At 71.4% G+C, this 13315-nt stretch carries 11 protein-coding genes and 2 tRNA genes; 6 read left to right on the top strand and 7 right to left on the bottom strand.

Translation table 11 applies throughout. From position 1 onward, the window contains the following. Window positions 1-114 precede the first annotated feature (114 nt). A complete protein-coding gene (locus LQK93_RS15220; RefSeq protein ID WP_374968617.1) occupies window positions 115-1836 on the bottom strand; it encodes a YfjP family GTPase in 1722 nt (573 codons plus the stop codon). After that, a complete protein-coding gene (locus LQK93_RS15215) occupies window positions 1833-3542 on the bottom strand; it encodes a dynamin family protein (RefSeq protein WP_374968616.1) in 1710 nt (569 codons plus the stop codon). Before LQK93_RS15215 ends, LQK93_RS15220 begins: the two co-directional genes overlap by 4 nt. Window positions 3543-3899: 357 nt before the next feature. Between LQK93_RS15215 and LQK93_RS15210 the strand changes: the two genes are divergently transcribed. Then, complete coding sequence (locus LQK93_RS15210; protein ID WP_374968615.1) at window positions 3900-4157, top strand: hypothetical protein; 258 nt, start codon at window positions 3900-3902, stop codon at window positions 4155-4157. Window positions 4158-4318: 161 nt separating this feature from the next. Here LQK93_RS15210 and LQK93_RS15205 read toward each other — a convergent pair. Together LQK93_RS15205 and LQK93_RS15200 are read right to left on the bottom strand one after the other, a co-directional pair. After that, window positions 4319-4394: transfer RNA gene (locus LQK93_RS15205), tRNA-Arg, on the bottom strand. A gap of 56 nt (window positions 4395-4450) precedes the next feature. Beyond that, a complete protein-coding gene (locus LQK93_RS15200) occupies window positions 4451-5641 on the bottom strand; it encodes a PrsW family intramembrane metalloprotease (RefSeq protein WP_374968614.1) in 1191 nt (396 codons plus the stop codon). A gap of 104 nt (window positions 5642-5745) precedes the next feature. Here LQK93_RS15200 and orn point away from each other — a divergent pair, with 104 nt between their 5' ends. The 3 genes from orn (at window position 5746) to LQK93_RS15185 (ending at window position 8677) form a co-directional block, all read left to right on the top strand. Continuing rightward, window positions 5746-6369 carry an oligoribonuclease gene (orn, locus tag LQK93_RS15195; RefSeq protein ID WP_374968613.1) on the top strand — a complete coding sequence of 208 codons (624 nt, stop codon included), beginning with the start codon at window positions 5746-5748 and terminating at the stop codon, window positions 6367-6369. A gap of 158 nt (window positions 6370-6527) precedes the next feature. Further along, window positions 6528-6603, top strand: a tRNA-His gene (locus LQK93_RS15190). Window positions 6604-7228: 625 nt separating this feature from the next. Beyond that, entirely contained in the window at window positions 7229-8677 is a 1449-nt protein-coding gene (locus LQK93_RS15185) for a galactose oxidase-like domain-containing protein (RefSeq protein ID WP_374968612.1), read from the top strand. 316 nt (window positions 8678-8993) lie between these two features. Here the strand turns inward: LQK93_RS15185 and LQK93_RS15180 are convergent, their stop codons facing one another. From LQK93_RS15180 to LQK93_RS15170, 3 genes are all read right to left on the bottom strand, one after another. After that, the gene (locus LQK93_RS15180) at window positions 8994-9365 is read right to left on the bottom strand and encodes a hypothetical protein (protein WP_374968611.1); all 372 of its coding nucleotides are present in this window, start codon (window positions 9363-9365) and stop codon (window positions 8994-8996) included. Window positions 9366-10027: 662 nt separating this feature from the next. Further along, window positions 10028-10246, bottom strand: coding sequence for a hypothetical protein (locus LQK93_RS15175; protein WP_374968610.1), 219 nt, complete (start codon window positions 10244-10246; stop codon window positions 10028-10030). An 8-nt stretch (window positions 10247-10254) separates the two neighbouring features. Continuing rightward, entirely contained in the window at window positions 10255-10611 is a 357-nt protein-coding gene (locus LQK93_RS15170; protein WP_374968609.1) for a zinc-binding dehydrogenase, read from the bottom strand. A gap of 283 nt (window positions 10612-10894) precedes the next feature. On the opposite strand from LQK93_RS15170, the gene LQK93_RS15165 reads away from it, so the two are divergent. Further along, window positions 10895-11878: an ABC transporter ATP-binding protein gene (locus LQK93_RS15165; protein WP_374968608.1), complete on the top strand. Its 984-nt coding sequence runs from the start codon at window positions 10895-10897 to the stop codon at window positions 11876-11878. Further along, entirely contained in the window at window positions 11875-13314 is a 1440-nt protein-coding gene (locus tag LQK93_RS15160; protein ID WP_374968607.1) for an ABC transporter permease, read from the top strand. The genes LQK93_RS15165 and LQK93_RS15160 overlap by 4 nt, the downstream gene beginning before the upstream one ends. Window position 13315 lies beyond the last annotated feature (1 nt).

Genomic DNA, 13315 nt, shown 5'->3' with positions numbered 1-13315 from the left:
GCGGCCCCTCGATCCAGGCGGGTGTGGACGAGCAGCCACGACGGGGACGGACACCCGCTCCCGTCTCCACCGCACGTCCGCTTCTAGGGTCGCGCCGACCGGGCCGTGCCCCCGTCAGCGGGCTGCCGCCTCCAGGTGTCCACGCGTCTCGCGGTGGCGGGACAGCACCTCGTCGACGGGGGCGAGCACGTGCTCGTCCGCCACGGCCGCGACCGACTCGGCGAGGCGTTTGCCGATGACGTTCCTGCGGTGCCGCGCCCCGATGCGTGCCCACCAGCGGGACAGCACCCCCAGGCCGATGCCGAGGAGCAGTCCGACGACCACCATGACGAGCGGAAGGGGCAGGATGCCGAGCGCGGGTGTCCCGGGTCGGGGCAGCTGCAGCAGCGCGAAGGCCCAGAGCACGGCATACCAGACGAGGCCGGCCAGGGCGGCGAGCCCGAGCACCCACTGGAGCACGTTGACGACGAACCACCACGCCGGCCGGTGGCCGCGCAGCGGGGTGCCGATGACGGCCCGGTCGAGGGAGTCGCCGAGGGCCCCGTCGCCACGGTCGACGGCGTCCTCTAGGGCGTGCGCCCAGCGCACGGGCAGGCCCTGCGACGCGTCGCGGACGAAGCTGCGGGTGGCGAGCTCGACCGCGGAGACCGTCGAGGCGCTCGGCGCCGGGATCGACGAGCGGCCCAGCACGGCCCGGACGTCGGCGCCGTCGATGTCGACGTGGATCGGCGGCCGCCCGCCGGTCCGGTCCAGGCGCAGCCGGCGCAGCGGGTCGGCGGCGAAGCCCTTGGTCCAGCGCGCGAAGAGCCAGCTGGTGTGGGCGAACGCCTCGCGACGGTAGTCGCGGGCCACGGCGTCCAGCACGATGGGCACCCCGGCCGCCCGGCCGAAGGAGCGGTCGAGCTCGGCCCGCGGGACCTGTCCGAGGTCCGGCTCGGAGTCTGCAACCCCGGGCCTGAGCCTGGTGGCGGCGCCGACGACGTCGGCCCGCAGGCGCTGACGCGAAGCAGCATGTCCCGCAACCGCATTCGCGATCCGCTGGCGGAGCTCGGGTAGGCCGTCGCCGGTCGCGGCGGAGGTCGCGAACACCTGGGCGGCGGCCACCCCGTCTGCCACCAGCAGCTTCGTGAGGTCCATGGTGATCGTCTCGACGCCGTCGGCGGACAGGCGGTCGGCCTGGTTGAGGACCGCCAGCGTGACGGCGTCGTGCTGCGACAGGAGGCTGACGAACTCGTCGTGCAGCCGCGCATCAGCGTACTTCTGGGGGTCGGTCACCCAGACGAAGACGTCCACGAGCTCGAGCACCCGCTCGGCCTCGCGGCGGTGCTCCACCACGCGTGAGTCGAAGTCGGGCAGGTCGAGCAGGACCAGCCCGTCGAGCGACCCGACCGTCGCGTCTCGCCGCCGGCCCGCGCCGGGCCCGGCTCCCCCACCGGCGGCCCGCTGCCCGCCCGGGGCGTCGACCATGTGGCGGGCCTGCACCCCCAGCCAGTCGAGCAGCCCGGAGGCGTCGTCGTCGCCCCAGACGGCAGCGGTGGGACGGGACGTCGTGGGGCGCCGTGCGCCGATCGTGGCGACGTCGGCGCCGACAAGGGCGTTGAAGAGGGAGGACTTGCCGCTGCCTGTCGCTCCGGCGAGGGCGACGACCGTGTGGTCGCCGCTCATGCCCGAGCGCTCCACGGCCTTGTCGATGACCCTCCGGGCGGCCGCGACACCGGCCGCATCGAGCTCGGTGGCCCCCGAGACCAGCGCGAGCGACAGCTCCGTGGTGCGGGCGCCCAGCTCTGCGGCGGAGACGGCCTTCACGGTGGCGCTGCCCATCCTGATCGGGCTCACCGGGCAGCCTCCAGCTCACGGACGGCCGCGGTCAGCTGCTCGGTCTGCTGGGTGTCGACGTGCAACGTCGTGACAGCTCCTTCGTAGCGGGCTCGCTCGGCGGCATACAGCTCGTCGACGCGGGCGGTCAGGTGCTCGCGGGCCTGGCGTGCGAGCTCGCGCACGGCCTGGTCGCCGAAGACGGCCTCGAGGAGCTTCTGGCCCACGACCGCGGTGCCGCCGGCGATGCCGATCTCGGCACCGGTGATGCCCGCCGTGCTGGCGAACGTGACGAGCATCAGGACCACGCCCAGGCCGTTGACGCCGTAGGCCATGATCCGCGCCGTCGTGCGACGGTCACGGCCCTCGTCACGAACCATCTGCAGGATGTCGCCCTGCCAGTCGCGCACGAGACGCTGGATGCGCCGGTCGACGTCCTTGCCCGAGCCGGCGAGGTCCGGGTGTGCCTGGAGCAGCTGGTCACCGCCGGGCAGGGTGCGCCAGGCGCGGCTCACCGAACCGGCCGCGAGCTCGGCACGGTTGGCAATGAGCGACTCGACGCCCGACTGGAGTGCCTCGCCGAGGTCGTCGGCCCGAGCCGGCTCGCCCCGGAGGAAGGAGGTGAAGCGGTCGCGCATTCGCGAGACGGTGGACTCGACCTGGCGGAAGAACTCGCCCGTGCCTACGAACTCCTGCCAGCGTGCGAGCACCTCGCCGCGCAGCAGGGTCCCGTCGACGATCCCCGCCTGGACCTCGGCCGTGGCCTCCTCGTAGGCGGCGCCGGCGACGTCGACGAGCGCCCCGCCCGCCGCCGTCTGCTCCTCGGCCGCCGCGACGAGTGCCCGAGTCCGGGTCTCGAGCGAGGTGAGCGCGCCCTCGAGCGTCTGCCGCACGACGTCGGCGCGCGCGGCCGCGTCGCCGGCCAGGGCGGCCAGCCATGCGGTCAGGCGCTCGGTCTGGCTCCGGGGCAGCAGACCGTCGACGAGCTCGGACTCGACCACCGTGAAGATGGGTGCCTGGTCGAGTCCCTGCTCGCGCAGCATCGACGCCAGGTGGGTGCGGATCTCGTCGAGCGCCGCGGCCGGGACCCGGTCGAGGACCACCGCGACGGCCGTCCCGCGCTCTGACGCGTCGCGCAGCAGCTCCCACGGCACCGCATCCGCATAGCGCGCCGCTGTGGTGACGAAGATCCAGAGGTCGGCCGCCGCCAGCAGCTGGGTGGCGAGGTCGCGATTGGCCTCGACGACGCTGTCGATGTCAGGGGCGTCGAGCAGGGCGAGGCCGGCCGCGACCTCCTCGGTGGACACGAGCCGCACAGCCCCGGGCCCGTCCGACGCCGAGTGACGGCCGGTGATGCGTGCGAGGCCCGGCAGCACGCGCGGGCCGGAGAACCAGGCTGCGTCGGACGGGTGGTGGATCAGCACCGGCGACCGGGTCGTCGGGCGCAGCACTCCCGGCAGCGAGACCTCGCGACCGACGACCGAGTTGACGAGGGTGGACTTGCCCGCTCCCGTCGAACCGCCCACCACGGCCAGCAGGGGCGCGTCGAGGGCCGTCAACCGAGGGATGACGTAGTCGTCGAGCTGGTCGAGCAGGCGGGTGCGAGCCGACCTGGCTCCGGGGGCACCGGGGAGATCGAGCGGGAGGGTGGTGTCGGAGACGGCAGAGCGAAGTGCCTTGACGCCCTCGAGGAGCCGGGCAGTGCCCGCACCTGTATCACCTGCCACACCCGCATCCTTTCGTGTCGAAGTGGCACAACCAAACCGAAAGGCCGCGTGCCGCACCACGCATCTGCCCGAGTCGGCCGTCGAGCGCGCCTCGGCGGGACCGCGGGGCCCTCCGGGAGGGCGCAGACGCATACGACATCGGTGCGGGTCACCGGTGTACGTCGTTGGCGCACGGCGCTCCCCGGGACGCGGGTCCGGGGATCCCGAGCAGGGGCGCGATCGGACGGGCCGCCGCCCCACCGTCACGGGCACCCCGTCCGACCATCGCTCGCTGATGAACCTCGCCGCCGAACTCCGGCGTGCGGGCCTCCCTGTCCCCCCACAAGGGACACACGCCTCGGAAGGGGAAGTGAGACCATGAGCAACATGCCCGACTACTCGGTTCACCTGACGTACGGCGACCTGCTCGAAGAGGAGCAGGAGGAGCAGATGCTCGCGCAGTGGCCCGGGACCGTCGTCTCCCACCCGGTCATTGGAGGGACCGTCGTCGCGATCCCGGTCACCAGCCTCAGCCTCGTCGGCGCGATCGGTCAGGCAGCGGAGCTCGCCCTCGACGTCCTCGACATCGTCGACGTGGAGCCGGCGTCGGTGTCGGTCGACCCGCTCGAGGAGTGAACATGCGCTACGTGGCCGGGGCGCTCCGGGTCCTCGCCCGCATCCTCCCCCGCCCTCGTCGGCCTCACGATCGTGTGCATCGGCGTCCCCGCGCTGATCTTCCCGCCCGTCGGGCTCCGGTGCCTATCCTCGGGTTCGGCCTGACCGTGCCCGGTTTCCGCTGGTGCCCCCGGCAGGACTCGAACCTGCGACCAAGAGATTAGAAGGCTCTTGCTCTATCCGCTGAGCTACAGGGGCCGAGCGCCCGCTCGGGCGCCGTGCCAATGATAGGCACCCGGCGACCTCCCGGCCGCTCAGGTGACGGGCGAGCCGATGAAGCCGCGCCGGTGGGCCGTGATGGCCTGCAGCAGCACCATCTCGCGCTGCGTCGCGCCCTCCTCCGCGGTCCCGCGGACGATCCGCGAGCGCAGCAGCGCAAGGTCGCTCGCGCTGTCCTGGAAGGCGTGCATCGAGTGCTTCGCGGGGCGACCGCCGTTCTGCCGTGCCCACGCGCGCGCCGCACGGCGCAGGCGCAGGTGCGAGAGCATCACGACCTCCGCGTGCGTCAGCCACCCGGCGTCGGCATACGGGGAGAGGTGCCGCCCGATGAGGCGGCCCTCCCGGCGACGCAGCCAGAGCAGGAAGCCGATGAAGACCAGGAAGATCGGCACCTGGTAGGTCACGTACGCCTGGAAGAACCCCCCGAGGCCGGCGATCGCCGAGAGGTTCCACAGGTGGTGCAGGAGCATCGCGCAGCCCCAGCCGACCGCGATCGCCACGACGCGGGTGGCAGGCCGGCGCGCGCTCGCGGCGATGCCGATGCCGATGCCGGTCATCGACGTGAAGAGCGGGTGCGCGAACGGACCCATCAGCCCGCGTACCAGGAACGTGGAGGTGAGGCCCTCGCTGCCGTACTCGTTGAGCGCCTGCCCGAGGTAGAGGATGTTCTCGCTGAACGCGAACCCGGCGCCGATGAGGCCGGCATACACGATGCCGTCGATGATGCCGTCGAACTCGCGGCGGCGCAGCAGGTAGATCAGCAGGATCCCGAGGCCCTTGAGCGTCTCCTCGGTGACCGGGGCCAGGTAGACCGCGCCCGTCTCCAACGGGTCCGTCCAGCGCGCCTCCACCAGCAGCTTGAGCCCGTAGGTGTTGAGGAAGAAGGCGCCGACGACGGCCACGAGCGCGCCCCAGAGGAAGGCGAAGACGATGTAGCGAGCCGGCTCGGCCTCGTAGCGGTCGAGCCAGAGGAAGGTCGGGACGATGACGAGGAGCGGGATGACCGCGGTGAGCGCGGCAGTCACCAGTGTCTGCGTGGTGAGCCGCTGACCGAGGATGCCGAGCAGCACGAGCAGGCACATCAGGAACACCGACGCGGCAACACCGATGGTCAGGGCCCGACGCAGCATCGGCCGGCGCGTGGGGTTGGGCAGCGTGCTCCACTGCTGCACCTGGCCGCCAGGGCTGCCGGCCGGACCCTGTGTCGTGACGTCCCCTGAGGTCATGCAGGCAGGCTAGTGCAGCCGACCCGCGCGCCGCCTGTGACGCTGGGGCTCCACGAGCCGACGCGGACCGGGGCCGCGCCTTCGCCAGCCTCTATGGTGGTGCGGTGAGTGACACCAACCACCGCGCCATCGCCGACCGCATCATCTGGATCGACTGCGAGATGACCGGCCTCTCCCTGAAGTCCGACGCGCTGGTCGAGGTCGCCGCGCTCGTGACCGACTTCGAGCTCAACCAGCTCGGCGACGGCATCGACGTCGTCGTCAAGCCGCCGGACGAGGCGCTCGAGCAGATGGACGACTTCGTCCGCGACATGCACACCACCTCCGGGCTCATCGACGAGCTGGCCTCGGGCGTGACGCTGCACGAGGCCGAGCACATCGTCCTCGACTACGTCCGCACCTTCGTGCCCGAGCCGCGCAAGGCGCCCCTCGGTGGCAACACGGTCGCCACCGACCGTGGCTTCCTCGCCCGCGACATGCCGGTGCTCGAGTCGTACATGCACTACCGGATCATCGACGTCAGCTCCATCAAGGAGCTCTCCCGCCGCTGGTACCCCCGCGTCTACTTCAACGCCCCCAAGAAGTCCGGGGGCCACCGTGCGCTCGCCGACATCCGCGAGTCGATCGCCGAGCTGCGCTACTACCGCGAGGCGGTCTTCGTGCCCCAACCCGGCCCCGACAGCGCGACCGCCAAGGCGCTCGCCACGGCCCACGTCATCGAGCACTGACCCGAGCGACCAGCCGCCCGGGACGTGCCTGACGGCATACGACAAAGAGGGCGTATGCCGTCCGGCCGGGGTGGTCACGAGCACCGCGCGAGAGCCTGTAGCATTGTCGACGCCGTGACACGGCGCCGAGCCCCCGGGCCCGGCTCGTGTTGTGCATGGTGGGTGTAGCTCAGCTGGTAGAGCACCTGGTTGTGGTCCAGGTGGCCGCGGGTTCAAGTCCCGTCACTCACCCCATGGTCCCGCTTGTGCGGGGCGTCTCGGTGGCCCGTGGCCCCTCCGGAGGGGGCACGGGCCACCGCGCGTTCCGGCACCGCCCCGGCAACGAAGCCCGGCCTGTGACGCAGGTCACGGCGGGGCGATTGCGCCCATCGTCAGCGCCAGGCCTGCCGTCGTCGGGCGCCGCGCGGCCGCCACGCGGCTCGTGGCCCCACCCTCGGCCACGGAGGCGTCAGGTTCCGCACCGGGGGTGAGGATGTCGCCGGGCGCCAGTTCGATCGTCGCCCGGCCGGGCGCGGCGGCCGTGAGCGGGCGACACCCTTCACGCTCTAAGAACATCGACATCCTCCGGCGACCCGCCTCGTGGGCCATCTGCTCCGACCACCCGCATTCCGGAGCGCGCCGACTTGGCATTGTTTGCCGTTCAGGCACTCCCTTTCGACATGACTGACGACACCCTGCGAATGATTCGCTGACTCCTTTTGAGGCTGGCGTCGCCGTTGTCCCCCTTTATCGGGATAACCATTGTTGCGTCTACGGATGACTAATCAGCAATATCGCGAAAGCCCGGACACCCGCGGCCGCCGCTCTTCATGCTGGTCGCAGCGTCGCCGACTCCAACGCGAGTTCACATGGGGGAGAAATGAAGAAGGTCTATTGGCCCGCGGGGGCCGTCGCCGTCGCCTTGGCGGCCTCCAACTTCCCGGCCGCAGCAGCGGCTGGCGTGCCAGCTGTCGGCGCCGCCGACGCGGCGACGAGCGGATCATGGTCGGCGCCGTTCACGCCGCCGGGAGCGAACCCCCGAGCCATCGGGGTGCACTCGGTGCTGCTCCACACAGGCAAGATTCTTGTCTTCGGCGCTCTGAAGCCAACCCAGGGTTACGTCTACGACCCGGTTACCGGAAATGCAACCGAGACGGATCCTCCGGCAGATGTCGAGTGCGGATCCATGACCCCGTTGCAGGATGGGCGGATTCTGGTCGTCGGTGGCCACGGAAAGGGTGCACACGGCATCAACAACATCATGCTCTTCGACCCGGCCACGCTCACCTGGACGCCGCAACCGTCCAGCCCGATGGGTCGCTACTACCCGACGTCGACGTTGCTGCCCAACGGCACTGTCGTCATCAGCGGTGGATTCGACATGAATGGCGCAAAGAATCCCGACGTGGAGCTGTGGACGCCGCCGACGACGGGCAACGTCGGGACCTTGAAGAAGGTCGGGACGAACCACCCCTCGGGCCTCTACCCGCACCAATGGGTTCTGCCCTCCGGCAAGATCCTCGAGGTCACCTCGAGCTCGACCTCCATCCTTGACCCGAGCACGTGGACCTGGACCTCCTATCCCAGGCCGAAGCTGAAGCACGGTAGCGGCGAGGGCGCGGTCCTACTCCCGGGTCCGGCTTCCGGCTCCACGAAGGTCATGCTCATCGGTGGCATCGACCAGGGCGCAGCGACGGCCGCAGTGGAAACCTTCGACGCCGCCAACCCGACCGCCGGGTGGTCGCCGCTGGCGGCCCTGCCCCAGGGCCGCGGACACATGAGTCCAGTCCTGATGCCAGACGGCCAGGTCCTCGGGGTCGGCGGAAACTCCTCTGGGAATTTCGCCGGCGCCATCTACACGTCCCTCATGTACAAACCGGCCAGCAACTCCTGGGCGACGCTCGCCACTCAGGCTGAGCGCCGGGGTTACCACTCCTCGGCGGTCCTGCTGCCCGATGGCCGGGTGTTCTCCGCAGGAGACACCGGCGCCGGCGGCGGAGGCAACAAGGACGAGCTCCTCTCCCCGCCGTACCTGTTCCAGGGAACACGCCCGACCATCACGTCGGCGCCGTCCCAAGTCAGTCATGGTGCGAGCTTCACGATCACGTCTCCCGACACCGCCAGCAAGGCCGTGCTGATCCGGTCGGGCGCCGCAACTCACACCGTCAACTTCGACGAGCGGATCGTCACGCTGAGCACCACTGCGACCACGACCGGTCTCACGGCGGTGGCCCCGTCGTCAACGGTCGGCATCGCCGGCTGGTACATGCTCTTCCTCGTCAACAGTGCCGGCGTGCCCTCCACGGCGAAGTGGATCCACATCGGTTGAAACAGGTGCAAGGCCTGCGGGGCTGCCTCGTCCGTACGGGCAGCCCGGCAGGGGCACCGAGCGGTCACAGCGGACCATCCATGCCTGACCACACTCGCACTCGACGCGAGCGAGCCGCTGCCCGCTCCGGGCCGACCCCGGATGGTGAGCACCCGGGCTCTTCGGCGATCAGGGCTGGGGTGGTCGCGCTCCGCCAGTGCTGGCGGCCCGCCTCGAGCAGCGCGGCCCGACGCACGACGAAGCCCACCCGCTCAAGCACGATGACTGCATGCTCCACCTCATACCCGACCAGGAGCAGGGCCAGGCGAGGGGGTCATCAGAGAGCGGCTGGCTCTTCGTTCTGGTGCTGCAGGTCGTCCAGAAAGGCCTCGACGGCGGCGTCTCCGCCGGCCGCGTGTACATGCGTGACGGCCTGTTCTACGACGGTGACGGTGGCTCGCGCCGCGCCCTCGCAGTAGGCGTGGGCCTGCCGAGAGAACGCGTGTGACAACGCGGCCACGGGGTCGGCGCCGGCGAGCAGCTCCTCGCGGAGTCCCTCCAAGGGGCGCGGGAGTGACACGCCGTCAACCATGTCGCTGATCGCCAGCTGGCGGAATCGTTCGTCCTCGGATCCCAGCGTGAGGTCCAGCCGCACCACGGCGGCTGCGGTCTTGACCAGGAAGGCAGCCAGGTCCTCAGAAGTCACCATCTGACCAACCTCACTTCCGTGCTGTGAAGCCCCGACCTTGGGGCTCGGTCGGTGCATACCCACCCGGCGCGATGTCGAGCCGCTTGTCGGGCTCCGAATCAGGCAGCATTCCGATTCGGCGCAGAGATCCACGGCCGGCAACGCCAGGGCTGACGTTGACCGGCCCCGGGCAAACGGCCTGTGACGCTTGGGGCGCCACCGCTCGGGGGAAGGGTCTAGGCGTCGTGTCTCCGAGCGGTGGCACTGACCCTCGCGTACCCACTGATGCGGCGCACAGGGGCCTCCCCCTCGTCGGCACAGAACCAGATGACGGAAGGGTTGTCTGGCCGCGACCTGCTGCACATCGCGGTACGCGACCGCGGAAGCGTCAGCGCTGGCCCGCCGAGCAGTGACACAGTCGGCGCCGCTGTGGACGGCAATGCCGGGATACCGGAAAGCGCGCGGGTAGAGATCGTGCGAGCACTGGCCTTCGCACGTGGCCGCACCCGGGCCCCCGCGGGGGCAGGGTCTCCTGGGCGACGCTTGCCGCGGGCGGACCAACGACGCCCCCAAACCCAACTCGCCCGGCTCCGCCGTCGACCGGGGCTCCATTCGTGCCACGTCCAGGTGCAGCGCTGCTGCGACCACGTCGGCCAAGGATTTGAGCCGGAGGTCCGTCACCGTCACATGGTGACGGACAGCCGCCCCGACGTAGCGCCGGTCTGCAGCTGGGCGACGGCATCGGGGGCCTCGATCAGCGGGTAGGTCCGCGCCATCACGGCGGCACCCAGCTGCCGCTGCAGGCCCCCGATCCATCGGTCCCCCTCCCCGCCGGCGATCACCAAGGTTCCACTCGGGGTGAGGGCGCGGCGCAGCCGCCGCAGTGGTGTGCGGCCGAACACGTCGAGGATCAGGTCATGACGCGAGCGCCGTCGGCGAAGTCTTGGCTGGAGTAGTCGGCGACATGCTCGGCACCGAGGGAATGCGTCAGGTCGACATCACGCGGGCCGCACACCCCGGTCACCTCCGCGCCGATGGCCTTGGCCAACTGCACGGCGATGCTGCCCACCGCCGCGGAGGCGCCGACCACCAGAACCCGCTGCCTCGGCTGGACGTGCCCGTGGTCGCGCAGCCCCTGCAGCGCAGGAAAGGCGGCGTACGGCAGCACCGCCGATTCCTCGAAGGTCAACCGCGACGGTTTCACTGCCATCTGATCGGCCCGCGCGACCGTGAACTCCGCGTACGTCTCGCGAGCAGCGCCGTACACCTCCTGGGACGTCGGCGAAGTAAAGCACGCCTGCCCCGCCGTACCGGTCCTGCACGATCGCCTTCAGCGCCGTACTCCTCACCGGACATACTCGTGTCTCAGGATCGGCCTCGGCCACCAGCGGTGACGGGGCCATTCGTCCTTCGGTGGGCCCGTGTTCGGAAGCGGCTGCTGCGTCACCCATGGTGGCGCAGCTACGCGCCCCTGCACCTTTTGCGATGTTTGCCCAGGGTTCAGGTTCCGGCCGCCCCCGAACCCCCTTGTCTCCCTAGCGTCTCCAGCGATGCAGGAGAGAAGGAACGAGATCGACTCGGGCGCAGTGCGGTCCCGAGGCCTCACGAAGTGCTTCGGCGACGTGGTTGCCCTGGACGGCGTGGACCTCGACATCCCCCGCGGGCAGGTGCACGGCCTCGTGGGACCCAACGGCGCCGGGAAGACGACGCTGCTCGGGCTCCTGCTCGGGCTCTCCGTCGCCGACGGGGGCCGACTCGAGATCCTCGGCTCGGCCGTCGACCGGGTGCTGGGAGTGCCCGTCGGCGTGGCTGGGTTCGTCGACGGGCCGGGGCTCTACCCGTCGCTGACCGCTCGCCAGAACCTCACCACCCTCGCCGAGCTGCACGGCCGCGGGCCTGGGCGCCGCGCCGAGGTCGACCGGGTGCTCGAGCAGGTCGGCCTGGTGGACGTCGCCGACGACCGCGCCCGCGGCTTCTCCCTCGGGATGCGCCAGCGCCTCGGCCTTGCCGCAGCCCTGCTCACGAGGCCGCGGCTGCTCGTGCTCGACGAGCCGTCGAACGGGCTCGACCCCGCCGCGAAACGGCACGTCCACCGACTGCTCGCCGGGCTCGCGTCCGAGGGCACCGCGGTTGTGATCTCCAGTCACCAGATGGACGACCTCGCCGCCCTGTGCGCCGAGGTCACCCTCCTGGCCGGTGGGCGGGTCGTCTTCTCCGGCTCCGTGGCCAAGCTCGCCACCGAGAGCGGCCGGCTGGACCACCGGGTGGTGACGTCGGACCCGGCGACCACCCGACGGGTCGTTGCCGGGACCCCGGGACTCGAGCTGGTGCCCGTCCGCGGCTCGTCCTCAGGTGACGGCGACGCCGTCGTGGCGCGGGGGCCGGTGGGCGCGGTCGAGCAGCTCGTCGTGCGTCTCGTCGAGGCCGGTGTCTCGGTGCGCGAGCTCGGCCCCGTGGTCCCGCCGCTGGAGGCCGCCTTCCTCGCGCTGACCGCCGCCGAGGACACCCTCACGACTCGGGAGGAGACCCGATGAGCGCCCCTGCCGCGCAGGCGAGTTCGACCGGCCGCGACGGCGACGTCGCCCTCGGGACCCACCCCGCCCCGGCACCCGACCCCTCCCCCGTCGATGCCGCGTCTGCCCTCACGGCCCGTGCCGGTCTCGGTGCGAGCGTCCGCTTCGAGCTGCTCAAGCTGCTCGCCCAGTGGCGCGTGCGCATCGTCCTGCTGGCCTGCTGGGTCGCGCCGGCCGGGTTCATCGCAGCCGTCAGCGGCCAGAGCTCGCTGCCGAGCGACACCGTCTTCGGCCGGTGGATGCTCGCCACCGGCTGGGCCGGCACGCTGGTGGTGCTGAGCTTCGCGTGCACCTGGGCCCTGCCGCTCCTGACCGCCCTCGTGGCCGGGGACGTCTTCGCGGCCGAGGACCGGCTCGGCACCTGGCGCCACCTCGTCATGGCGGTGCGCTCCCCGCGTCGCATCTTCGCCGCCAAGGCCATCGCCAGCACGGCAGTCATCCTCGTCATGGAGCTAGGGCTGGCCGTCTCCAGCATCGGCGGGGGCCTGCTGGTGGTCGGCGACCACGACCTCGTCGGGCTCGACGGGAGCGTCATCGGGCCCGGGCGGAGCGCGTGGCTCGTCCTGCTCGCCTGGGCGTGCGTCGTCGTGGGCTCGCTCGCCTTCGCGGCCGTCGGGCTCCTCGGCTCCGTCGCCCTCGGCCGCTCCCCCATGGGCCTGCTGACACCAGCGCTGCTCGCGTTCGCCCTCCAGACGGCGCAGCTGCTCCCCATGCCCGCAGCCGTGCGCCTGGCCCTGCCGAGCCAGGGCTTCCTGGCCTGGCGCGGACTGTTCGCCGGGCCGGCCCAGACGCGTCCGCTGGTCGTCGGCCTGATCATCAGCCTCGCCTGGGTGCTCGTCGCGACCGCGCTGGCCCTTCTGCTCTTCGTGCGACGCGACTTCACCGATCTCGCCTACGAGGGGTCGGCGCGCCGGTCCGTGCTCCTCGGCGTCGCCCCGGTGCTGGCCCTGACCCTCGTGAGCATCGCCGTGGTCGCCGTCGCGACACCGGCAAGCGGGTCGGGCATCGACCGGGGCAAGGTCGAGCAGTCGCTGGCGACCTCCTTCGCCCACCTCTACCGCCTGCAGTCCCGCCAGCTCCACCGCCCGGACGTGACCGAGGAGCAGCTGCGCACGAGCGCGTCCTGCTACCGGGCCGGATCACCGGGCGAGGACGAGGGGCCGGGCAACGACTGGCGCTGCTCCGTCTCGTGGCACATCCCCGGTGCCACGGCTGTCGGGACGGCGCTCTACCAGCTGGACGTGTCAGCCGACGGGCACTACGTCGCCGACGGTGACGGCCCGAAGGAGGTGAACGGCTACTTCCAGGTGCGCACCCCCGACGGGGATGCAGCCAACCCCCTGTGGCAGATCGACGCGCTCGTCGACCTGTCCTCCCGCAGTACCTCGAAAGGATGAT

Origin of the sequence: Terrabacter sp. BE26 (assembly GCF_041941675.1) — a bacterium.
Taxonomy (GTDB): Bacteria; Actinomycetota; Actinomycetes; order Actinomycetales; family Dermatophilaceae; genus Terrabacter.
The sequence above is the reverse complement of the archived record's forward strand: the minus strand, read 5'-3'. Positions and strand labels throughout refer to the sequence as shown.

Excerpts from the sequence above, each read along its gene's own strand:
- LQK93_RS15200 (WP_374968614.1), bottom strand. The coding sequence starts at position 5,641 with ATGACCTCAGGGGACGTCACGACACAGGGTCCGGCCGGCAGCCCTGGC.
- LQK93_RS15165 (WP_374968608.1), top strand. The coding sequence starts at position 10,895 with ATGCAGGAGAGAAGGAACGAGATCGACTCGGGCGCAGTGCGGTCCCGA.
- LQK93_RS15210 (WP_374968615.1), top strand. The coding sequence starts at position 3,900 with ATGAGCAACATGCCCGACTACTCGGTTCACCTGACGTACGGCGACCTG.
- LQK93_RS15180 (WP_374968611.1), bottom strand. The coding sequence starts at position 9,365 with ATGGTGACTTCTGAGGACCTGGCTGCCTTCCTGGTCAAGACCGCAGCC.
- LQK93_RS15160 (WP_374968607.1), top strand. The coding sequence starts at position 11,875 with ATGAGCGCCCCTGCCGCGCAGGCGAGTTCGACCGGCCGCGACGGCGAC.
- LQK93_RS15185 (WP_374968612.1), top strand. The coding sequence starts at position 7,229 with ATGAAGAAGGTCTATTGGCCCGCGGGGGCCGTCGCCGTCGCCTTGGCG.